The organism is Neorhizobium lilium (assembly GCF_004053875.1).
Classification (GTDB): Bacteria; Pseudomonadota; Alphaproteobacteria; order Rhizobiales; family Rhizobiaceae; genus Neorhizobium; species Neorhizobium lilii.
The window spans coordinates 803,137-823,278 of record NZ_SBIP01000001.1 but is presented as its reverse complement, the minus strand read 5'-3'; the positions used below and the strand labels follow the sequence as shown (position 1 = coordinate 823,278).

Here is a 20,142-nt window from a genome sequence, read left to right as displayed (position 1 = left end):
CTCAATCCCTCAGAACTTGCGCCACGGCGACGACGTCGCGCGGTAAAAGGTCTTGTAGGAAATATGCCGGAGGTAGACCCGCCGCATCAGGGGATCGGATTTGGCCATCATGCGCAGCGCCGCGACGGCGACTAGCCAGATCGCAATGCCGAACAGTGCCGCGTACCAGGTCAGGACAACGAAGATCAGGATGATGGCGGCCAGCGCCGTCAGCAGCACGAGCTCGCGGTCAGCACCCATGAGCAGGTTTGGCCGGGATAGTGCCCGGTGTACCCGCGAACGCGCCAGAGAAGAGCCGGCCTCAGCCATGAGCCCCCTCCCCCGCTGTGGCCGCCGTCGTCTTCGGTTCGGGATTTCCTTGCTCGACTTGTGCGTGCCCCTCGCCGATGGAGGCTCCGGTGGCGCCGAAGAGAGCGACGATCTGGGTGGCTCCAAGCAGGACACCCCCAACCAGCGCGACGTAGCAAAGCCGTCTCGCGAAATCGTTCAGCTCGCCTCCGAAGATCAGCATGGCGCCAGCGATGGCGACCGCGGCCAGCGCGATGAACCCGGCAACTGGTCCGGTGATCGATTGCTGGATCTGTTGCAGGGGCGATTCCCAGGGAAGACCACCGCCTCCCGAGGAAGCGAATGCGGAATCGCTAAAGCCGATAGAAATGGCGACAAGCGTCGCGCGGTTAAGAAGAATAGAGATTTTATGCGACATGGCTGTCCTCATCGATCTGGGCGTAATGTTCGGTCTGGTAGCGGCCGTTGCGGTATCCTTCGATGTGGATAACCTCGCGGACCCGCCTTCCCTTCCCCGTTCGTTCAATGGAAACGACGAGATCGACGGCCTCGCCGATCACCTCCTGCATCGGCTGCTGACTGGCTTCCGCCGTGAGTTGCTCGAGCCGGCGCAAGGCTGACATCGCCGTGTTGGAATGGATCGTAGTGACGCCGCCGGGATGGCCGGTATTCCAGGCCTTGAGCAGCGTCAGTGCCGCGCCATCGCGGACCTCGCCGACGATGATGCGGTCGGGACGCAGGCGCATCGTGCTTTTGAGCAGACGGGCCATGTCGATGGTATCGCTGGTATGTAGGGACACGGCATTCTCGGCCGCGCATTGGATTTCGGCGGTGTCCTCCAGGATAACCATCCGATCATCTGGTGCAGCTACCACGATCTCGGCGATGATGGCGTTGGCAAGCGTAGTCTTGCCCGATCCCGTGCCCCCGGAGATGACAATGTTCATCCGAGCGTCGATCGCGCTTCGAATGGCAGATGCCTGGGCTTCTGTCATCACCTTCGACTTCACATACTCGGTCAGTGGAATGAGACGCGAGGCACGACGGCGGATCGTGAATGCCGGTGCGGAGACCACCGGTGGCAACAGCCCCTCGAAGCGGTGTCCGCCGATCGGAAGTTCGCCAGAGATGATCGGTCGTTCGCCGTCGGCCTCCGATTGCAGGGCATGCGCAACACTACCGATGACGACTTCGGCTGCGGCGGTGCTCATCGCGCCAGCCGGTGCCACACTGTGCCCCAGCCGTTCGATGAAAATGCGGCCGTCCGGGTTGAGCATGATCTCGACGACGGTGACGTCATCGAGTGCGATGCAGAGTTGGTCGCCGAGTGCATCCTGCAGTTTGCGGACGAGACGGGGATGAGAGCGGAGTTGGGTCACGCAGCGCTCCGGATCTGACGGCTTTGATCTTCTGCGGCGATCGAGCGGTAGCCATCCGGGCAAACTCGTTCAAAACTTTCCCGATTGGCTGGCAGGGTTCCGGCGACGGCGATGGTGGTGCCGATTGCCACGGGATCGCCAAGCCGCTTCATCGGCCATCCGGCCCGGTTCAGGATGCGCTCGAACCGCAGGTCGGTTGCCGTGACGATCTCGCCATAACCGTTCGCCATCGACCACTCGATGATGCCGGCAAACATTGTGAGCGTCGCGAGATGGAGCTGTCCCCCTCCCCTTCCCGCAGCCAAGGACGTATCGACGCAAAAGCGCGAGCTCTCGACTATCCTTGCAGATGCGTTGAGTGAACCGGTTGCCAGTAATTGCGGGAATGTCTGCTCCAGCATGGTCGGCCCCAACGCCGGCAGCAGACGTGCGCAGCCAACGACCTTTTGGCCGTCTATGACCGCCAGGATGTAGGTCGGGTCGAGATCGTCGTATTCGTCGCGCTCACCCGCGTCGGTAATGGAGACATCCCATCCAAGACGTTCACCAAAAACTGCGGCACGCAGTCTATGCATCTGTCTCAGAAAATTGGAATGATCGTCATATCGATCTGGCGAAATGGTGATAATTTGCATTGTGACTCCGCATGACGTGGACATGCCGGAGAAAGATCATCTGAAAAGGCGTGTGGCTATCTGCAGATCTGCAGACGGTGATTCTACCGAGCCGTGGCGACAACCAACCCTCAGAGTGCCGCTAGACGTGTGCAAAACAACTGCCTTATTCTGCAGATCTGCATTTTCCGTCCACTTCCCGTAACAGCTTAAACGGGTCTAACTGGCGAATAAGATTGGACTAATCGTGGCGCAACAGAAATTCTTCAGAAACGCATTAACTATTGATTAACTTTAAATACCTTGCAAAACGTAGTGGAATCGGTTGTCCTATCCACGGTAAATAGGTGTGTTTACGAAAATTACCGTGTGTACGAGAGGAAGTCGTGGAAAATCCGGCTCAGCTGCAAAAGGCTATTCATAAACTGATCGCTGCCCACGCGCGAGATCTCTCCGGTGCCTTGCACGAACATCGTGTGAAGTTGTATCCGCCAGAGGCGCGCAAAACTTTGCGCTCCTTCTCCTCGACCGAAGCTGCAAAGCTTATCGGTGTCAACGATGGATACCTTCGTCACCTCTCGATCGAAGGGAAAGGTCCGCAGCCGGAAATTGGCAACAACAATCGCCGCTCCTATACGGTCGAAACGATTCAGGCCCTCCGCGAATACCTCGATTTAACCGGGAAGAACGATCGCCGCTACTCACCCAAACGCTCGGGCAAAGAGCATTTGCAGGTCATAACGGTTGTCAACTTCAAAGGTGGCAGCGGAAAGACGACGACAGCAGCGCACCTGGCGCAATATCTAGCCCTGAACGGTTATCGTGTTCTTGCCATCGATCTAGATCCGCAGGCGAGCATGTCGGCACTACACGGGTTTCAGCCGGAGTTCGACGTAAAGGACAATGAGACGCTGTACGGTGCGATGCGTTATGACGCTGAACGTCGTCCGTTGAAAGACGTGATCAAGAAGACCTACTTTGCCAACCTCGATCTGGTGCCAGGCAACCTTGAGCTGATGGAGTTCGAGCACGATACGGCAAAAGTCTTAGGCTCGAACGATCGGAAGAACATCTTCTTCACGCGCATGGACGACGCGATTGCGTCAGTCGCGGACGACTACGATGTCGTCGTCGTGGACTGCCCTCCACAGCTTGGCTTTCTCACCATTTCCGCTCTGTGTGCAGCGACCGCCGTTCTCGTCACGGTTCATCCGCAAATGCTGGACGTCATGTCGATGTGCCAGTTTCTTTTGATGACGTCGGAATTGCTAAGCGTCGTCGCGGATGCAGGCGGAAGCATGAACTACGACTGGATGCGGTACCTTGTCACTCGCTACGAGCCCGGTGATGGTCCTCAGAACCAGATGGTGTCGTTTATGAGGACAATGTTCGGTGCCCATGTCCTAAATCATCCAATGTTGAAAAGCACGGCTATTTCCGACGCCGGGATAACCAAGCAGACGCTTTATGAGGTCAGCCGTGACCAGTTTACACGCGCCACCTACGACCGCGCGATGGAATCGCTCGACAACGTGAATACTGAAATCGCACAGCTCATTCAAAGTGCATGGGGGCGCAAATGAGGTCGCTTGCATCTCGCGTAAAAGCGCAAAAGCTGTCAGCCGGAAACTTTCGAGAAGCCGCTCATTTTAGGGTGGCAACCTCGACACCCGAGGGGGCTACTAATGGCTAGAAAACACCTGCTATCCGATCTCGCTGGACCAAAGTTGCCAGCCGGAAACTCCGACAACATTGCCGCGCAGGATGCTGCCACTCCGCAGTATTCCCCACGTGGGGCGATAGGTGCTGTTTCGCGCTCCATCGAGCTTTTGAAGTCTCAGTCGCTTACGGAGCTCGATCCGGATCTCATTGACGCGCCGCTCGTGGCGGACCGGTTGGAAGAGTCTCCCGAGCAGTTCGAAGAGTTCGCTCGTAACATAAAAGAGCACGGTCAGCAGGTCCCCATCCTCGTGCGCCCTCACCCGTCTGTTGAAGGTCGATACCAGATTGCCTACGGGCGCCGACGCCTAAGAGCAGTGAAGGCTGCCGGCATCCAAGTGAAGGCTGCAGTTCGCACCTTGTCGGATGACGAGTTGGTTCTGGCGCAAGGGCAAGAGAACAGTGCTCGGCAGGATCTTTCATTTATTGAGCGCGCCCTATACGCCGCAGAGCTTGAAGCCGGTGGATTTCAGCGGCCGGTCATCATGGCGGCGCTTGCGGTTGATAAAAGCAATCTTTCCCGGTTGATCCAGGCCGCCAAACAGCTTCCAGCAGATATTATCCGCTTGATCGGCGCGGCCCCTAAAACCGGTCGGGACCGTTGGTACGAATTGTCAGGCCGTCTGGGACAAGATGGCGCTTCCGAAACTGCCCGTACGTTACTCAATGACGATGCGGTGAAAAGCTTGAATTCTGACGAGCGTTTCGCTCGAGTATTCGAAGCTGTCACCCCTAAGAAGACAAAGGCATTGAAGACTGAAGCGGAAGTTTGGAAAGCTGAGGACGGCACCAAGGCCGCTCGTTACAAGCAAGATAAGCGTACGCTGACTTTAATGATCGACAAAAAGGCCGCTCCGGATTTTGCGGACTACCTGATGTCGGCTCTCCCAGAGATCTACGCTTCGTTCAAGAGGTCGAAGCAGTAGGGCGAATCGCAAACAGGAAAGGAACGATAGCGCAAAGAAAAAGCCCTCCGAAACGGTGTTCCAGAAGGCCTCTCTCAGTTTGGTCGCTTAGAGAATCGCATTTCCCGGAATCCCAGTCAAGAGTCAACGCCGTCCTGGCGTAGCCTTTTCTTTGCCTTTTGAAAGGTGAAAGAAATGCAGACAGGAAGTGTGACGACGCCCTTTGGGCGGCGGCCGATGACGCTCGCCTTGGTGAAGCGGCAAGTGGCCACAAACGATATCAAGGCCGGGAAAACGGTCGAGAAATGGAAAGTCTTCCGTGATGCCTCGGAAGCGAGAGAAGAACTCGGCCTGCAGTCGAACAGCCTGGCTGTTCTCGACGCGCTCTTGAGCTTCTACCCGGAAAACGAGTTGCGCCAGGACGCGCAGCTCGTGGTGTTTCCGTCAAACGCGCAATTAATCCTTCGAGCCCACGGTATGGCAGGGGCCACGCTGCGTCGGCATCTCGCGCTTCTGGTCGATGCTGGCCTTATCGTCCGCAAGGATAGTGCCAACGGCAAGCGGTATGCGCGGAAGAATGGTGCCGGCGAGATCGAGAATGCGTTTGGCTTCGACCTTTCGCCAATTCTTGCCCGGTCTGAAGAGCTTGCTGTCATCGCGCAAAAGGTCGTCGCTGCTCGGTCGGCATTCCGTAAGGCCAAGGAGAACCTGACAATCTGCCGCCGGGATGTCCGCAAGCTTATCACTGCTGCGATAGAGGAGGGGGCGGACGGCGACTGGATGGCGATCGAGGCGATGTACATCGATCTCGTTGCCTGCATTCCACGGTCCCCAACCCTCGCCGACGTCGCCAGCATCCTCGATGAACTTGAGCTTCTTCGCGAGGAAATCCTTAATCTGTTGGATACTCAGTCGAATTCAGAATTTAATAGCACCAATGCTGCTCATATTGAGCAGCACACACAGAATTCAAAATCCGAATCCTTACATGAACTTGAACCTAGCTCTGAAAAAGAGCAGGGCGGAAAGCCGAGCCAGAGACGCGGGCCTGACACTGAGACGCGGAAGGCCTTTCCTCTGGGTGTAGTGCTGAAGGCATGCCCGCAGATTATCGACTATGGACCGGCAGGCGCTGTGGGTGGTTGGCGCGATCTCATGTCGGCCGCGATCGTGGTGAGATCGATGCTGGGCGTCAGCCCGTCCGCCTACCAGGAGGCCTGCGAAACCATGGGGCCTGAAAATGCAGCGGTTGCGATTGCCTGTATCCTGGAGAGGGCAGGGCACATCAATTCCGCCGGTGGCTATCTGCGTGATCTCACCAACCGGGCGGGGCGTGGCGAGTTTTCCCTTGGACCGATGGTCATGGCACTGCTGCGATTGAACGGTGAAGCCGGAAAGAGATCGGCGTAAATGACAGTTGAAAGAAAAGACGCTGCAGAACGCCATACGCCGGAGAGGAGCTTTGTCGAATTTACCACTCTAGCCGTTCTATTCCGAGCCGCGGCGAGGTGTCATTTTTTCTAACGATCGGAGCATGAAGCGACTGATAGTACGGTGATATTTTTTCCTCGCTGTTAGAGTTTCCGGCTGGCAACTTTCTTCCGGGACGTGGAAATTGGATTCAATCCAGTGTCATCAATGGTATGATGAAACGGCTGGCGCATGATGCCGAAGCTAAAAATATGGCTGCGAATTGAGCGGCTGCTGTCCGAAACCGACTAAAGGAGTTGGACAGCGACCGCCTAACAGATTTGCGCCAGCATCTGCCATTGTGACATGTGCATAACTCCTTATTCTGCGACGTCGCAAAAGTCGGAAAAACAAGTCTCGCTTTAATCGGGATTTTCGCGACAAGGGTCGTGGGCGGCGGTATCTTAACCCGGCACAATCGGGAGAAGCATCGGATGGAATATGCTAAGAAGATGGCTGACCGGATGCCAGCCGCTATACCCTTGCCGGAGGAATTCCTGACGTTGTTCGAATGGATGGAAACGAACGATTTCGTCATGCCGAGCGGAGCCTATGTTGGAGACAATCTCGGCCTGCTCGGTACAAACGACGATGTGCAATCGGAGTGCGTCACCGCAATCCTCTTCCGCATCGCGACGCCTGGGCAGGCCCGAGAGTTCGGCGAAGGTTGGTTTGGTGACGTTGTCCCGGATATCGAGCACCGGCTCGTTCCTTTCGCGCGAACCGGCGGAGACGGCTCATATGCTGCGTTCTGGCTTGACGATGAAGGTTATCGACAGATTGTCCACCTCGGTTCTGAAGGTTTGGTTTGTCTCCTAGGGAGGACGCCGCTCGATTTCCTTCGTCTACTAGCGATAGGTTATCAAGAGATCAGCGGCGATTGCTTAGGTTTTCCGGACGAGCCTCCCGCTGAAGCTTGCGGCAACAGCGCCTATCGAGCATGGCTAGCCGATCGCTATGGTGTCACGATTCCGGAGAGGGCCAGAGAGATTTTAGGCGACTTTCCAAACGAGGAAGTTGAAATCTCGGACGACCCATTCTGGCAATGGGTTCGTAAGACTCAGGACGAGCGTGACAGAGCATGATGACGTATTGCGCGTAATTCCTGATTTTGAAGCGCTGCAAAAATCGGAATAACATATCGAGCAAAACTCGGGAGTTTCGCGACATAAGATATATAGTTTAGACGAAATGATTGAATAAAGGGAACGATCATGGATTTAGAAACCCTCAACCCGAAGGTCTTCAAGATGTGGGAATTGCAAAGGAATGGAGGTCCAGATTTCTTTCAACCAAGCACTAAAGAGGACATCAAGGAGATCGAGCGCTTAGTGGAAACACGTATTCCCGAAGACTATCGGGAGTTTTTACTGCAATATTCTTCCATCGGCGGCTCTATCAACGTCGGCGCGTATTTCTTCCCGTGTAATTTCAAGAAAAAGTCGGTTATCATGGGGGACCTCTCCTTGGTGCCTTGGGCAAAACTGACCATCAGTGCTATCAGGGCTTACTGTAACCCTCATCCGGCTTTCGAAGGCGTTAAGCCGCGTATATCGCGCGAACTGCTTCCGCTCACACGCGACAACTCCTCCACTCTGCTGATCGATCTTCGCCCGGAAAGCTTCGGAAACGTGTTGTATCTCCCCTATGTCCGACAGCAGGTGTTTGGTAAGCACGCAAATTACGGCTGGGAAAACGTCGGCTATGTCGCGCCAAGCTTCACTGACTTCATCAGGGAACTTGGCACTGAGGACGAAATAAAGGCGCGCTATCCGGATCGGAAAGTCGCTTAACCCTGTCGCAAAAATCCTGCAGAGCGTCCAAAAACTATTGGGATGAATGATGGCACGCGGCAGATAAGTACCTGAACTCAAGAGATCGCGATTTTCCTGATCTCGATGCCAAAAGACCCCGAGGAGGCATGAACGAGCGCCTGATCGTCGTTGTTGGGTTCAAAAAAATGCGTAGGCGGCCTGTCATGTTCTGACGCCAGCGATCAGGCCAGCAACGCCGACAAGGGTAATGGCTCTTTTAATGTTGTAGGCCAGCGCCGTCAGGCTGAACTCCCCGCGGACGTTTTCCAACCTGCGCATCAGGAACGCGCCCTGATACATCCATTGTTTTATGGTACCGAACGGATGTTCGACGCTTTCGCGCCGTTGGTCCAGAATGTCGGGCCGGGCGGCAAGACGCGATGCCATGCGGTCGAGCACCGCCTCGTTCTCCAGGCGCGACACGCGACGGAAGCTTTTGGTGCAGCGTTCGCGCAGGCTGCACGCCTTGCAGGCGTCACGGTTGACGTAGTCGATCTTCACATTGTCGCGTGACTTGCCAAAGTGACGGGGTGAGAGCACCTGGTCTGCAGGGCAAAGGTAAATGTCCTTGTCCGGATCGTAGCGGAACTCCTCTTTGGAGAAGAACCCCTCGGCCACGGCCGGACCGCGGATCGGTTTAGGAACATAGGCGGTGATGCCTGCCTTCTCGCAAGCTTCGATGTCCTCGATCTTGAAGTAGCCCCGGTCTGCCACCGCCTCTATTCTGTCGACGCTGAGCGTGTCCATCGCCGCCTCGACGGTCTGCGCAAGAAGCCCCATGTCCAACACCTGATTGCAGACCTCCTGCTCGGCGATCAGCTTGTGCTTCACATCAACTGCAAGCTGGATGTTGTAACCGACGCCGACCTTCGTCATGCGTGCCATGGCACGGGAATCCGGATCGGTCAGCGAGATCTGCTCTTCGCCGGTCTTGTCCAGTTCATCCAGCAGCGCCTTGTGCCGATCGCGCTTGCCTTTGATTGCCGCAATCTTTTCCGCGAGTTTGCCATCGCCGGGACCTGAACCGCCATTGTTGCTGGCTTTTTCCTCTTGCGCATCGCCCTCATCGAGCCGCTCCATATAATCGGCCAGTTTCTCGTCGGCTTCGTGGATGAATTTCGTCAAAGCGCGCCGGGTGAAGTTGCGATCCTTGCTGTTCACCGCCTTGATGCGCGTGCCATCCACTGCCAGCAGTTCCCGTCCGAACAGATCGAGCTGCCGGCACAGGATGACGAATTCCCGGAACACCTGCTTAAAGGCCGACCGGTTTACACGGCGGAAATCGGCGATGGTGCGAAAATCCGGCTTTAGGTGCCGCAGCAGCCAGATCACCTCAATGTTGCGATGGGTCTCCGCCTCCAGCCGGCGGCTGGATCGCACGCGGTTGATGTAGCCGTAAACGTAGAGCTTCAAAAGATCGGCCGGATCATAACCCGGACGACCCGTCTCTTTCGCAGCTACCCGCACAAAGCCACTGGCAGCAAGATCAAGGCCATCCACGAAGGCCTCAATGAAGCGGACCGGATTGTCCGGGCCGACGTAATCGTCCACCGCTTCCGGCAGAAGCAGCAATTGCGCGCGGTCTGTTCCTGAAAGATGTGCCATGATGCATTGTAGGGGAGAACGCCATTTTCCGGAATCCCAAGTCTTCGCTTTACCAATGCAGTTTGAACAAGATGATCGATCACCACCAGGTACCAGTCGCAGAAACCCGACGCGCCGACCGCCTATTGCTGCGTCTCCCAAAGGCGGATGACCTTCCCTTTTTGACGGAGCTGTTCGCAAAACCCGAACTGGTCGCTCACCGCCCTGTTCCTCGGCCGGACAGCCCAGAAGAATGTGCTGCGAGGTTGGCGAGGGACAGGGCACATTGGAAGGACCACGGCTTTGGGCGATGGGCAGTTATAGCCAATGGAAACCTGATTGGATTTGGCGGGGTTACCGTGTCGAAAGAGTTTGATGGCCTCAATCTGTCCTACCATCTCGACCCACAAAGTTGGGGGAACGGCTATGCAACAGAACTGGTACGAGAGAGCGTATCCTTCGCTTTCAAAGATCTTGGAGCCCGTCGAATTATTGGGCTTGTACGATCGGCAAATCCCGCATCCCGGAAAGTTCTGGAAAAATCCGGCTTCAGCTTCGAAAGGGAGGTCATGCTTCATGGCGCGCCCACGAATCTCTACAGCCTTACACCGTAGAGTTTTTGGACAGTCTGCCTGATTTTTGTTACAGAGGCGGCAAACGTTGTTTGACTGACGTTCCCTTGATAACGGCGGTACTGGTGACGGCGTGCTCGGAGAGCGCTTCAAGAACATCGTCCATCTGCTCGATCGTATGGACCACGAGGCGGGCAAGGAATGGATCGTCGCCGGTGATCTTGTCGCATTCGACAAATTCCGGGCGCTCCTGAATGAGCCGTTCGACGAGGTGGAGTTTGCCGGGCAACGGCCGGATTCGCACCATCGCCCTGATCTGGTAGCCAATGGCACGCGTGTCCACATCGACGGTAAAGCTCCTGATGACTCCAGTGGCCTCAAGCCGGCGAACACGTTCCGACACGCTCGGTGCGGACATGCCGACAAGGCGGGCAAGCTCGCTCATCGACAAGCGAGCATCGGAATCGAGTGCGGCAAGAATTTGTGCGTCTTTGGCGTCCAACGTCGATTTTGCAATTTGAAGGTTCTGAGGTGTGTTTGCCTTTGACATAACAGGTAATCTACAGGCGCAGCCCTTGCTATTCCATATAAATTGCGCGGATCGCATTGCATGATGGCTCCAACAGGAGAAAATCATGCTGCTTGGGATCATCGCCGGCCTCACCACTTGCGCACTATGGGGGCTGACCTTCATCGCCCCGCGCGCCGTTGCGCCGTTCACGGCATGGGATTTGACGATTGCCCGCTATGGCGTCTTCGGCGTGGCTTGCCTGCTGCTAATGGCTGATAGACGGTTTCGACCCATCGGCATTACTCGCTCGCGGCTCCTGATCGGACTGCTCCTCGGCGGGGCCGCATATGTCGGGTACTTCATCAGCGTTGCTTTCGCCGTCCAGCTCGCCGGTGCTGCCGTGCCGCCTGTCATCATCGGCACCATGCCGGTGTTTCTAGCCATCATTGCCAATATCCGGGACCGTTCCGCACCCTGGAAAGTTCTCGCTCTGCCCTTGGCGCTGATCGCGACGGGAGTAGCGATCGTGAACGCTGCGACAGTCAGCGCCGCCGACGTTGCGGATACAGAGTCGATTTTACTCGGTATTCTCGTCAGCTTGGCTGCACTCGCGATCTGGATCGCCTATGGTCTGGCGAATGCGGCTGTCATGCGATCGGCAGACGCGCCGGACGGACTGCAATGGACAGGATTACAAGGAATCGGCGCGGCGATCGGAAGCCTTTTCCTATTGCCATTAGCTTCGTTCGATCTCGCGGACACGGCATCCGCTTCGGAGACCACTCGCTTTATCGTATGGGCGCTGGTGATGGGGCTGGCTGGCTCGTGGTTTGCAACCTGGTGCTGGGTAGTCGCTTCCCGTCGCCTGCCGCTTGCGCTCGCGGCCCAGCTCATTGTAGCTGAAACGATCTTCGGTCTCGCCTACGGCTTCCTTTTTGAGGGCCGTTTTCCAACCCTTCCCGAAGCAATTGGGGTAGCTATGCAGCTCGTCGGCGTCTGTTCTGCCATTGCTGTTTTCAGCAAGCCGCGTACGCCGTCCAGTTTGTCGCAAAACTCAGTCGCACAAGTCTGACTTTTGCACCTGATTTTTGCGACAAAAATTCGGCTGTGTTTTCAGCGAGGCCAATTTTGTCGCGAATGTTAGGGAGAGTGAGCGAAAACTACTGAATAAGCCTTGCGGCCCGTCCTGTCCGTCCGGCTGCGTTGTTGTAATAAGTGGAGGCCTGCTGCACCGATCTGTGCCGAGACTGCTCCATGGCTTCAGGGAGTGGGATGCCACGATTGGCAGCTTCGGTGAGATACCCGGAGCGCAGCCCGTGCGCCGAAAAATCCGCAGGCTCCAACCCGGCCATCTCGGCACGTTGCTTCAGAATCGCATTGATGGACTGCGGATCGATCGCCCGCTTCGACACCGTCCCCCAGCGCCCGATCCCCCGGAACACGCTGCCCTTGTCGATCTTGGCCGCCGTCATCCAGGCATTGAGCGCCACCACCGGCCGGCCGGTCAGATAGACGACATCGTCCTGTTCGCCGGAGGTGGTTTTGGTGCGGCCGAGATGGATGGCGAGAGAGGGGAGGGGAGGGCCGTCTGGCACCTCGATCGGCGGCTCGACGGTCAGCTGCTCGCGGCGCAGCCCGGCGATCTCGCTGCGCCGGCAGCCGCCAGAGGCAAAGGCGACCATCAGGATCGCCCGGTCACGCAGGTCACGCAAACTGTCGGTGGCGCAGGTCGCCAGCAGTTTGGACAGCACATCACCGGTGACCGCCTTGGCGCTATTGCGACCCCGCGTCCGAGGGACGGCGCGAACCGAAAGGCGGATGGCCGATTTCAGGGCAGGGGAGGCGAAGGGACCATCAAGGCCGCGCCATTTAGTCAGGGTCGACCAGTTCCGGATCCCACAGATGATGCGGGACGAATTTCAGCAGCAACGCTTCGGGTGCCGGCCAGGGCAGCGATTTGCCGGTGGCGGCCAGTCCCCAGGCTTCGAGGTAGGTCAGATCGGACGTCAGGGCCCGCAGCGTGTTGTCGCCCATGCCCTGGTTGACCAGGTGGCGCAACGTCTCGACGTCGTGATCTGTGAGCAGTTCCGCGAGCTCGTCGCGGCGCTCGATCGGCAAGACGGCGGCGATGGTGTCGAGTTCTTCAGCGCGGCGCTCCACGGCGGTCAGTGATGTCTTGGGTTTGGCCATGGAGGCTCCAAAGGGACGGATCTGTCGGCCTACAAGACCGTGATTTCCCCCGATTCTTTCTGATTTGCGACTCCAGATCAACTACCATCGATATACGGTGGTTATCGATGGTTAGCTCTCCCACCCAGAACTCTACCCTGTAATGGACACGGACTATCCATTGGCATCATCTGCGATTAGCAACATCTCTGAACGGCGGATATTGGTGGCAAATGCCTTTCAACTATCACCTCATACGATCTGCCCCACGTCATTTTTTGGACTGGCCGCGTTCTCTCGGCTGATCGATAAACGAAGCGTGGTTCCCCAAACCACCAAGGCGACGGCGCTGAAACCCGCCCCGAGTATCGACACCCCGGACCATTCCGCTTGCGCATAGGCGATAGTCGATGAGATGGCTCCGATGGCGCTACCAATGGAGTAGAACACCATATAGCCCCCGACGAGACGGCTACTCGCTTCGGGATGGCGGTCAAATATGATGCTCTGATTGGTGACATGAACGGCCTGTACGGCCAGATCAAGCAGAACGACGCCGACAAGGAGAAGGAGCAACGATGTCGGCAGCATCACGATCAGCGCCCATGACGCCAGTAACAGCGTGAGCGACACTCCTGTGGTCCATTGCCCGAGACCGCGATCCGCGAGCCGGCCCGCCCCCGTTGCTGCAATCGCCCCTGCCATGCCGACGAGGCCGAACAAGCCGATCTGAGTATGGGAATAGGAGAACGGCGGAGTGCTGAGCGGCAGGACCAGGGCCGTCCAGAACGTGCTGAATGTCGCGAAGATCAAAAGGGCCAGAAGGCCGCGAACCAACAATATCCGGTCGCGCAGAAACAGAATGGGGATGGAGCGCAGCGTGGCGGCGTAGCTGTCAGTACTGCCCGGCGGAAGCTGGCGCGGCAGGACACGGATCAGCAGGCCGACCATTGCCGCCGTCAAAATGGCCGAGGTCAGGTAGACCGCGCGCCAGCCACCGAGATCGGCCAGCAATCCAGCGATAAACCGGGCGGCAAGGATGCCGATCACCACGCCGCTCGTCACCATGCCGACTGCCTTGCCCCGCTCGGCAGGGGTTGCCAGCGTCGCGGCGAACGCCACCAGGATTTGTACTACGACAGCAAGCAGGCCCATTGCAGCCAGATTGGCAAAAAGGATCGCCTCGGTTTTCGCCGTCGCGACAGCGACTAAAGCAATGACCGACAAGACTCCTTGGCCCACAATCAAGCGGCGGCGGTCAACCATATCGCCAAGCGGGACAATGAAAATCAGCCCGAGTGCGTAGCCAACCTGCGTCAGCGTCACGACGAGACCAATCGCGGACGGAGATATCCCGAAATCCCGTGCTATCGAATCGAGCAATGGCTGGGCGTAGTAGACATTTGCGACGCTAAGCCCCGCAGCAACGGCGAAGATCAGCGTCGTGATCCTCGATAGCCCCTTGCCTGTTTCGTGGCGCGTCCTGCTTTCGTCTCCGTGCTGCATGGCGATCCCGCTTGTGAAACTTAATCTAGTTTTATGTTAAGACCACTTGCACGGAGATAATTCTAGTTCTATTTTAGAACCAGAACCGAAAGACGGAGATCGAAGATCATGGTCAAGCGCGTCAGCCTGTGGGATGCTGGGTGTCCGGTAGCGCGCGTGCTTGATGTCATTGGCGACTGGTGGTCGCTGCTGATTATCCGCGATGCCTTCGACGGAGTGAGGCGCTTCAGCGAGTTTCAGGCGGGGCTCGGCATCGCCAAGGGGATGCTGGCGGCGCGGCTCCGAGACCTAACCGAACGCGGCATTTTGGAGATGGCGCCCGCTTCCGATGGCAGCGCGTACCGGGAATATGTCCTAACGGAGAAAGGGCGTGGTCTTTTCCTCGTCATCGTCGCGCTGCGTCAATGGGGCGAAGATCATCTCTATCGCCCGGACGAACCAAAATCCTCGCTGGTGGACACCGAAACCGGCATTCCCGTCGCCCACCTGGAGCTGCGTGCGCAGGACGGGCGACCTCTGGACTGGACCGAAACCCAAGTGAAGAAAACTACTGACCAGGGGCCGACACGGCAAAGGAAACATGCTGCAGGAACTCGAACTGATCGCCGAAGAGGATAAGCGCGCGAGGGACTATCTCGCCGAAATCGAAGAACGTCCGCCGTCCCCGGACCAAGCCGCGCGCGACGCCCCCGAGCGGCAACAGAAGGAGTTGCGCCGTATGTACGATACCGACGTGCCTATCCGAGCGGATTTTTGCGGGATAGCAAATTTAGGAGTTTCGCGCCCAGGACCCTCTCAAGTCACGGTCGGGATTTCGGCCTCTCGAACGCGAGCGGCGGCCACGGACGCGCGCCCCTCAATCCGCTGGATGTAGTCCGATATGCTCGGACAGGGGCCGAGATCAATGGCGAATCCCGGCATCCATCCAAGCACGGTGAACAGGTACGCGTCCGCCACCGTAAAGCTGCTGCCCATGAGGTATGATGTCTTCTTCAATGTCTCTTCGATCAGATCAAAACGCTTACTCGATAAGTTGCCGATTCCAAAGCCATAGCCACCCGGAACAGACAGCGCAGATGATCTGGCAGTTGTTAGAAAGCCGAACTTACCAGGCTCGTGCGTTTCGTCGGTCCATTCAGGGGTTCCATTGCGCCCCGGCCTCGGTATCCTAGACCTGCACCGTTCGTAAAGGGAGCAGCACAATGAACTCAGTCGCGACCTTCGGTCGTTCAGCCGCCCTGCCTGGTTTTGATTTACATCGCACGACCTCCCGGTTTAAGCAGGAGATCCGGCAAGAAACGGGCAGGCTATCTTGGACTATCTTCTCCTTAAATATCTGCACGTTCTTGGCGCAATCGTTCTTCTAGGGACAGGAACTGGGATCGCGTTCTTCATGCTTATGGCGCACCGCTCCGGAGACGCCGGATTTGTAGCGAGGACCGCAGGGGTAGTGGTTGTGGCGGATACGCTCTTTACCGCCAGCGCGGTGGTTATTCAGCCAATTACAGGCTACCTTCTGGCGGATCTGATGGGCGTTCCGCTTTCGGAAGGTTGGTTGGGGGTGGCGCTGCTGCTGTACGGAGTCGCCGGAGCCTTCTGGCTGCCCGTTGTCTGGATCCAGGTGCGCATGCGCGACATCGCACTGGAGGCCGCCTGTGCGGGAACCGCCTTGCCCCCGGCCTATCACCGGCTCTACCGCATCTGGTTTTTGGGACCCAAGAGATAAAGTGGGCTGATCCGAAAGAGCCCGGCGATGTTGTTTCGGCTGACTTCACAGCAAACTCGGTTAACATATTTTTGAACGGCGTTCAATTGTCGTCGCCTCTATTTTGTGTTATAAATTCCTCATGGGAAGACGTTCTGATCACACACGGTCGGAAATCGCGCAGATGCTGATTTCCGAAGGGCACAAACATATGGCGGAAGTCGGCCTTACGCGATTTTCGGCGCGTGAGGTCGCCAAGCGGATCGGCTATTCGATAGGCACTCTCTACAATGTTTTCGGTTCCTATGATCACTTCTTATCGGCCGTGAACACGCGGACGTTCGAGCAATGGGCGTATGAGGTCCGAAATGCGCTATCAGATTGCAAAGGAGACAGAATCCAGTGTCTGGTGGAAAACTATTTTTCCTTTGCCCGGAGAAACCGGAATCTGTGGCGAGCGATCTATGAGCATCACGTTCCCGATGACTTCGTCATGCCGGACGAGCAGTATATACAGCGCGGCAAGCTAACAGAGGCTGTCGTGCAGGAAGTGGCGAATGCATTACCTCCGGAGAAGACAGACATGGCGCCGCGGCTGGCGCGCTCGTTAATAGCTACGGTCCATGGCCACTGTACGTTCGATCTTAGCGGCAGTTTCTCGCTCATGGGCTTGGACGGTGCGGTCGAGATGGCGCTGGAACGCGTTCAGGAGTCATTGAGGATGGCAGGCGTCGGTGCGCAAAGTCGTATTGCTGCAGAAACAACATAAGTAACTGTTTTTTCCAAAGGCAGTTTCGACACGTCGCCACCTGCCTTGCTGGTGAAGCATTATCTACGGGCGGACCTTACATGAAAATTCCAAGCCGGGCATGACCACCACCACATCATCCAGTATTTCGAGTTGGACTTCGTGCTTGTCGTCAGAGAACTTGTCGAGCGGTGAATCGCCAACCTTCCTCAAAGCAGATTCCTCGCCAACGACACCCAGAACGATCCTGTCGAGAAAAGCCCGATAGGGCTTAGGTAAATCGTACATTTCGTCTCGGAATCGTAATCGATTCACGAACGCGTCAGACCGTTTTGACTGCTAATCACAGGCATTCTGGTGCCATATTGTTGAGCTACAGCAGAATTTAATGTGATTAGGCATGGAATAAGGACCCCGCATTTGGGGTGATCGGCATCCAAACGGGATTCCCATTTGCGAATGGGGTTAAAACAGCCTCCGGTTTCATCGGAGGTTTTTTGTTTGGATGCTTATTGTGGAAACAATTCTGAAGATAAGACGGCTGGCCCATGTTCAGGGCAAGATGATCAAAGCGATCTGCCGGGAGCTGGGCATATCGCGGAAAGTGGTGCGGAAGGTTTTGCGCACTGATGAGACGGAGTTCAAATACGAGCGGACTCGTCAACCTCAGCCGAAGCTTGGGCCATGGCGCGATCAGCTCGATCGAATACTGCTTTCCAACGAAGCCAAGACTTCCCGCGAGCGGCTGACGCTGATCCGGATATACGAGGATTTACGCGACCTCGGCTACGAAGGCGGTTACGACACCGTTCGGCGTTATGCGAGAACATGGTCGAAAGAGCGCGGGGCCGTGACGGCTCAAGCATACGTGCCGCTCTATTATGCGCCTGGCGAAGCCTACCAATTCGACTGGAGCCACGAGATCGTCGTGCTGAACGGCGTGACGACAACGGTGAAGGTGGCTCATGTCCGGCTCTGCCACAGCCGGATGATGTATGTGAGGGCCTATCCGCGTGAGACGCAGGAAATGGTCTTCGATGCCCATGACAAGGCGTTCGCCTTCTTCGGCGGAGCCTGCACGCGCGGCATCTATGATAATATGAAGACGGCGGTGGATACGGTCTTCGTGGGCAAGGAACGGCAATATAATCGGCGTTTCCTGCAGATGTGCAGCCATTTTCTTGTCGAGCCGGTGGCCTGTACTCCGGCATCTGGTTGGGAGAAGGGTCAGGTCGAGAACCAAGTAAATCTGGTGCGGGAACGCTTCTTCACGCCGCGATTACGCTTCAAGTCCTACGACGAGATGAACGGTTGGCTGCTGGATAAGTGCATCAGCTATGCCCGTGCTTATAAACATGTCGATCAGACGGAGCGCACGATATGGGAAGTGTTCGATGCCGAGCGACCGCATATGATCAGCTATCCCGGCGAGTTCGATGGGTTCCATGCCGTGCAGGCATCGATCGGCAAGACCTGCCTGGTACGTTTCGACAATAACAAATACTCGGTGCTATCCACGGCGGTCGGTCGCCCGGCCGAGATACATGCCTATGCCGACCGCATCATCATCCGTCAGGACGGCGTCGAGATCGGCCGCCATGACCGCAACTTCGGCCGGGGCGAGGCGATCTATAATCCATGGCATTATGTTCCGGTCCTGACCCGCAAGCCGGGTGCGTTACGCAACGGCGCGCCGTTCCACGAATGGGTTTTGCCTGCCGCCATGGAGAAGGTTCGCCGCCGGTTGAAGGCCATGCATGATGGTGACCGGCAGATGGTGTCTATTTTGGAATGTGTCGGTCAGGACGGGCTTTCAACCGTTGAAGCGGCCTGCCAGGAGGCGCTCGATCAAGGCGTGTTCTCGTCCGCCGTCATCATAAACATTCTGGCCCGCAAGCGCGATCCGCAGCCGGCCGCTATCCTTTCTATTCCCGACGCACTTCGCCTGACCCATGAGCCTCTGGCCGATTGCGCACTTTACGACAGCCTCAGGAGGGCAAGTTGATATGGAACGCTCCCAAATCCTCGACATGATGGGCACACTGAAGCTGTTCGGCATGCGCAGCGCCTATGACGAGACAATGGCTTCCGGAATCAAGCGCCAGCACGAACCGCCGCGCATCGTCGGCGACCTTTTACAGTCGGAGATCGCCGAGAAACAATCTCGATCGATCAAATACCAGATTGCCATCGCCAAGCTGCCACTAGCAAAGGATATCAATGACTTCGACTTCACAAATACGCCCGTCAATGAAGGGCTGGTGCGTCAGCTCGCGACCGGAGCATTCCTCGCAGAGCAGCACAACATCGTTCTGGTCGGCGGAACCGGCACAGGAAAGTCCCATCTGTCCATCGCGCTTGCCCGTGCCCTGATCCGCAACGGAGCACGGGGACGGTTCTTCAATGTCGTTGATCTCGTCAATCGGTTTGAGACAGAAGCACGCAATGGCAAACAGGGGCGGCTTGCCGACTTCATCACGAGGCTCGACTTCGTCATCATGGATGAACTCGGCTATCTCCCTTTCGCTCAGGCCGGCGGCCAGCTTCTCTTCCATTTGATCAGCAGGCTATACGAGCGGACCTCGATCATCGTCACGACCAACCTGGCCTTCGGCGAGTGGCCGGCCGTGTTCGGCGACGCAAAGATGACAGCCGCTCTGCTCGACAGGCTCACACACCACTGCGAGATCGTCGAGACAGGAAATGAATCCTGGCGCTTCAAGAACCGCTCTCAAAGCTAAAGCCGAAAAGACAAACAACCCGCGCCCGAAGGCCGCTGCGCTAGACTGAAAGCTACGGGCCTACGCGCGCTGACCCGATGCAACCAGAAGCAGGGGTCCCTTTTGGGAGCCGATACGGGGTCCCGTTACAAAGCCGATTGACAAGTTTTGCCCGTCCTACCATTTCGCGTTGGCCCGCTGTCGTCTTCTCATGTAGTTGGATCGATCTCGTCTCTGGGTGACATTGACCTCTTGATGGACAGCCTGACCAGCGTCTGCCCGTTAAGTGGTAAAATTTGGGCGTCGGCTATTGTAAAAGGTCAGATATCGGCCGATGCTAATGCCGACGCGGCCTCGGATACGGTCTTGTAGGCGTGGAGGTAAACTTTCTCGTATTTGATCGAACGCCAGAGCCGTTCGGCGAACACATTGTCCGCC

20 protein-coding genes and 3 pseudogenes are annotated in these 20,142 nt (G+C 56.9%); 12 read left to right on the top strand and 11 right to left on the bottom strand.

Going from position 1 to position 20,142, the window contains the following annotated elements; all coding sequences use genetic code 11:
* Nucleotides 1-9 precede the first annotated feature (9 nt).
* From EPK99_RS03760 to traI, 4 genes are read right to left on the bottom strand one after another with little or no spacing between them, the layout of a single operon-like run.
* Nucleotides 10-309 carry a conjugal transfer protein TrbD gene (locus EPK99_RS03760; RefSeq protein ID WP_080867871.1) on the bottom strand — a complete coding sequence of 100 codons (300 nt, stop codon included), beginning with the start codon at nucleotides 307-309 and terminating at the stop codon, nucleotides 10-12.
* Nucleotides 302-706 (bottom strand): conjugal transfer pilin TrbC, encoded by a 405-nt coding sequence (gene trbC, locus EPK99_RS03755; protein WP_128441248.1) that lies wholly within the window; start codon nucleotides 704-706, stop codon nucleotides 302-304. The genes EPK99_RS03760 and trbC overlap by 8 nt, the downstream gene beginning before the upstream one ends.
* Nucleotides 696-1,667, bottom strand: a complete 972-nt coding sequence (gene trbB / locus EPK99_RS03750; RefSeq protein WP_128441247.1) for a P-type conjugative transfer ATPase TrbB — start codon at nucleotides 1,665-1,667, stop codon at nucleotides 696-698. Before trbB ends, trbC begins: the two co-directional genes overlap by 11 nt.
* Nucleotides 1,664-2,302: an acyl-homoserine-lactone synthase gene (gene traI, locus EPK99_RS03745; RefSeq protein WP_128442149.1), complete on the bottom strand. Its 639-nt coding sequence runs from the start codon at nucleotides 2,300-2,302 to the stop codon at nucleotides 1,664-1,666. Before traI ends, trbB begins: the two co-directional genes overlap by 4 nt.
* A 365-nt stretch (nucleotides 2,303-2,667) precedes the next feature.
* Between traI and repA the strand changes: the two genes are divergently transcribed.
* The 5 genes from repA to EPK99_RS03720 all read left to right on the top strand — a co-directional run bounded on the left by repA (nucleotide 2,668) and on the right by EPK99_RS03720 (nucleotide 8,168).
* A complete protein-coding gene (gene repA / locus EPK99_RS03740; RefSeq protein ID WP_128441246.1) occupies nucleotides 2,668-3,864 on the top strand; it encodes a plasmid partitioning protein RepA in 1,197 nt (398 codons plus the stop codon).
* A 102-nt stretch (nucleotides 3,865-3,966) separates the two neighbouring features.
* Entirely contained in the window at nucleotides 3,967-4,926 is a 960-nt protein-coding gene (gene repB, locus EPK99_RS03735) for a plasmid partitioning protein RepB (RefSeq protein ID WP_128441245.1), read from the top strand.
* Nucleotides 4,927-5,100: 174 nt separating this feature from the next.
* A complete protein-coding gene (gene repC, locus EPK99_RS03730; protein ID WP_128442148.1) occupies nucleotides 5,101-6,315 on the top strand; it encodes a plasmid replication protein RepC in 1,215 nt (404 codons plus the stop codon).
* 494 nt (nucleotides 6,316-6,809) lie between these two features.
* Nucleotides 6,810-7,460 (top strand): hypothetical protein, encoded by a 651-nt coding sequence (locus EPK99_RS03725; protein ID WP_128441244.1) that lies wholly within the window; start codon nucleotides 6,810-6,812, stop codon nucleotides 7,458-7,460.
* Nucleotides 7,461-7,589: 129 nt separating this feature from the next.
* Complete coding sequence (locus tag EPK99_RS03720; protein ID WP_128441243.1) at nucleotides 7,590-8,168, top strand: SMI1/KNR4 family protein; 579 nt, start codon at nucleotides 7,590-7,592, stop codon at nucleotides 8,166-8,168.
* Between the two features lie 183 nt (nucleotides 8,169-8,351).
* Here the strand turns inward: EPK99_RS03720 and EPK99_RS03715 are convergent, their stop codons facing one another.
* A complete protein-coding gene (locus tag EPK99_RS03715; protein ID WP_128442147.1) occupies nucleotides 8,352-9,794 on the bottom strand; it encodes an IS1182 family transposase in 1,443 nt (480 codons plus the stop codon).
* A 71-nt stretch (nucleotides 9,795-9,865) separates the two neighbouring features.
* Between EPK99_RS03715 and EPK99_RS03710 the strand changes: the two genes are divergently transcribed.
* Nucleotides 9,866-10,387 (top strand): GNAT family N-acetyltransferase, encoded by a 522-nt coding sequence (locus EPK99_RS03710; RefSeq protein ID WP_128441242.1) that lies wholly within the window; start codon nucleotides 9,866-9,868, stop codon nucleotides 10,385-10,387.
* Nucleotides 10,388-10,415: 28 nt separating this feature from the next.
* Here EPK99_RS03710 and EPK99_RS03705 read toward each other — a convergent pair whose 3' ends face one another.
* Entirely contained in the window at nucleotides 10,416-10,895 is a 480-nt protein-coding gene (locus tag EPK99_RS03705) for an Lrp/AsnC family transcriptional regulator (protein WP_128442146.1), read from the bottom strand.
* Nucleotides 10,896-10,980: 85 nt separating this feature from the next.
* Here EPK99_RS03705 and EPK99_RS03700 point away from each other — a divergent pair, with 85 nt between their 5' ends.
* On the top strand, nucleotides 10,981-11,928 hold the full coding sequence (locus EPK99_RS03700; RefSeq protein ID WP_128441241.1) for a DMT family transporter: 948 nt from the start codon (nucleotides 10,981-10,983) through the stop codon (nucleotides 11,926-11,928).
* Between the two features lie 88 nt (nucleotides 11,929-12,016).
* Here the strand turns inward: EPK99_RS03700 and EPK99_RS03695 are convergent.
* Nucleotides 12,017-13,046: pseudogene (locus EPK99_RS03695) on the bottom strand (site-specific integrase).
* A 231-nt stretch (nucleotides 13,047-13,277) separates the two neighbouring features.
* On the bottom strand, nucleotides 13,278-14,531 hold the full coding sequence (locus tag EPK99_RS03690; RefSeq protein ID WP_128441240.1) for an MFS transporter: 1,254 nt from the start codon (nucleotides 14,529-14,531) through the stop codon (nucleotides 13,278-13,280).
* Between the two features lie 108 nt (nucleotides 14,532-14,639).
* On the opposite strand from EPK99_RS03690, the gene EPK99_RS03685 reads away from it, so the two are divergent.
* The gene (locus EPK99_RS03685) at nucleotides 14,640-15,149 is read left to right on the top strand and encodes a winged helix-turn-helix transcriptional regulator (protein WP_128441239.1); all 510 of its coding nucleotides are present in this window, start codon (nucleotides 14,640-14,642) and stop codon (nucleotides 15,147-15,149) included.
* A 177-nt stretch (nucleotides 15,150-15,326) separates the two neighbouring features.
* On the opposite strand, the gene EPK99_RS25880 is transcribed toward EPK99_RS03685, so the two are convergent.
* Nucleotides 15,327-15,734, bottom strand: coding sequence for a glutathione binding-like protein (locus EPK99_RS25880; protein ID WP_281033438.1), 408 nt, complete (start codon nucleotides 15,732-15,734; stop codon nucleotides 15,327-15,329).
* Between the two features lie 109 nt (nucleotides 15,735-15,843).
* Here EPK99_RS25880 and EPK99_RS03675 point away from each other — a divergent pair, with 109 nt between their 5' ends.
* Both EPK99_RS03675 and EPK99_RS03670 read left to right on the top strand, forming a co-directional pair.
* The gene (locus tag EPK99_RS03675; protein ID WP_128441237.1) at nucleotides 15,844-16,257 is read left to right on the top strand and encodes a DUF2269 family protein; all 414 of its coding nucleotides are present in this window, start codon (nucleotides 15,844-15,846) and stop codon (nucleotides 16,255-16,257) included.
* 163 nt (nucleotides 16,258-16,420) lie between these two features.
* The gene (locus tag EPK99_RS03670) at nucleotides 16,421-17,005 is read left to right on the top strand and encodes a TetR/AcrR family transcriptional regulator (protein ID WP_205909041.1); all 585 of its coding nucleotides are present in this window, start codon (nucleotides 16,421-16,423) and stop codon (nucleotides 17,003-17,005) included.
* Between the two features lie 63 nt (nucleotides 17,006-17,068).
* Here EPK99_RS03670 and EPK99_RS03665 read toward each other — a convergent pair whose 3' ends face one another.
* Nucleotides 17,069-17,272: a hypothetical protein gene (locus EPK99_RS03665; RefSeq protein WP_128441235.1), complete on the bottom strand. Its 204-nt coding sequence runs from the start codon at nucleotides 17,270-17,272 to the stop codon at nucleotides 17,069-17,071.
* A gap of 217 nt (nucleotides 17,273-17,489) precedes the next feature.
* Here EPK99_RS03665 and istA point away from each other — a divergent pair.
* Nucleotides 17,490-19,058 (top strand): annotated as a pseudogene (gene istA, locus EPK99_RS03660) (IS21 family transposase).
* Complete coding sequence (gene istB, locus EPK99_RS03655; protein WP_128441233.1) at nucleotides 18,991-19,725, top strand: IS21-like element helper ATPase IstB; 735 nt, start codon at nucleotides 18,991-18,993, stop codon at nucleotides 19,723-19,725. Before istA ends, istB begins: the two are co-directional and overlap by 68 nt.
* A gap of 273 nt (nucleotides 19,726-19,998) precedes the next feature.
* Here the strand turns inward: istB and EPK99_RS03650 are convergent.
* Nucleotides 19,999-20,138, bottom strand: a pseudogene (locus EPK99_RS03650) (IS3 family transposase); the annotation flags it as partial.
* Between the last annotated feature and the right edge of the window lie 4 nt (nucleotides 20,139-20,142).

What these genes read in the sequence shown, in the direction of transcription:
- EPK99_RS03720 (WP_128441243.1), top strand. Translation starts at nt 7,590, where the DNA reads ATGGATTTAGAAACCCTCAACCCGAAGGTCTTCAAGATGTGGGAATTG.
- repB (WP_128441245.1), top strand. Translation starts at nt 3,967, where the DNA reads ATGGCTAGAAAACACCTGCTATCCGATCTCGCTGGACCAAAGTTGCCA.
- EPK99_RS03690 (WP_128441240.1), bottom strand. Translation starts at nt 14,531, where the DNA reads ATGCAGCACGGAGACGAAAGCAGGACGCGCCACGAAACAGGCAAGGGG.
- EPK99_RS03760 (WP_080867871.1), bottom strand. Translation starts at nt 309, where the DNA reads ATGGCTGAGGCCGGCTCTTCTCTGGCGCGTTCGCGGGTACACCGGGCA.
- EPK99_RS03715 (WP_128442147.1), bottom strand. Translation starts at nt 9,794, where the DNA reads ATGGCACATCTTTCAGGAACAGACCGCGCGCAATTGCTGCTTCTGCCG.
- EPK99_RS03670 (WP_205909041.1), top strand. Translation starts at nt 16,421, where the DNA reads ATGCTGATTTCCGAAGGGCACAAACATATGGCGGAAGTCGGCCTTACG.
- EPK99_RS03700 (WP_128441241.1), top strand. Translation starts at nt 10,981, where the DNA reads ATGCTGCTTGGGATCATCGCCGGCCTCACCACTTGCGCACTATGGGGG.
- trbC (WP_128441248.1), bottom strand. Translation starts at nt 706, where the DNA reads ATGTCGCATAAAATCTCTATTCTTCTTAACCGCGCGACGCTTGTCGCC.
- EPK99_RS03710 (WP_128441242.1), top strand. Translation starts at nt 9,866, where the DNA reads ATGATCGATCACCACCAGGTACCAGTCGCAGAAACCCGACGCGCCGAC.
- istB (WP_128441233.1), top strand. Translation starts at nt 18,991, where the DNA reads ATGGAACGCTCCCAAATCCTCGACATGATGGGCACACTGAAGCTGTTC.
- EPK99_RS03665 (WP_128441235.1), bottom strand. Translation starts at nt 17,272, where the DNA reads ATGTACGATTTACCTAAGCCCTATCGGGCTTTTCTCGACAGGATCGTT.
- traI (WP_128442149.1), bottom strand. Translation starts at nt 2,302, where the DNA reads ATGCAAATTATCACCATTTCGCCAGATCGATATGACGATCATTCCAAT.
- EPK99_RS03685 (WP_128441239.1), top strand. Translation starts at nt 14,640, where the DNA reads ATGGTCAAGCGCGTCAGCCTGTGGGATGCTGGGTGTCCGGTAGCGCGC.
- EPK99_RS03705 (WP_128442146.1), bottom strand. Translation starts at nt 10,895, where the DNA reads ATGTCAAAGGCAAACACACCTCAGAACCTTCAAATTGCAAAATCGACG.
- repC (WP_128442148.1), top strand. Translation starts at nt 5,101, where the DNA reads ATGCAGACAGGAAGTGTGACGACGCCCTTTGGGCGGCGGCCGATGACG.
- EPK99_RS03725 (WP_128441244.1), top strand. Translation starts at nt 6,810, where the DNA reads ATGGAATATGCTAAGAAGATGGCTGACCGGATGCCAGCCGCTATACCC.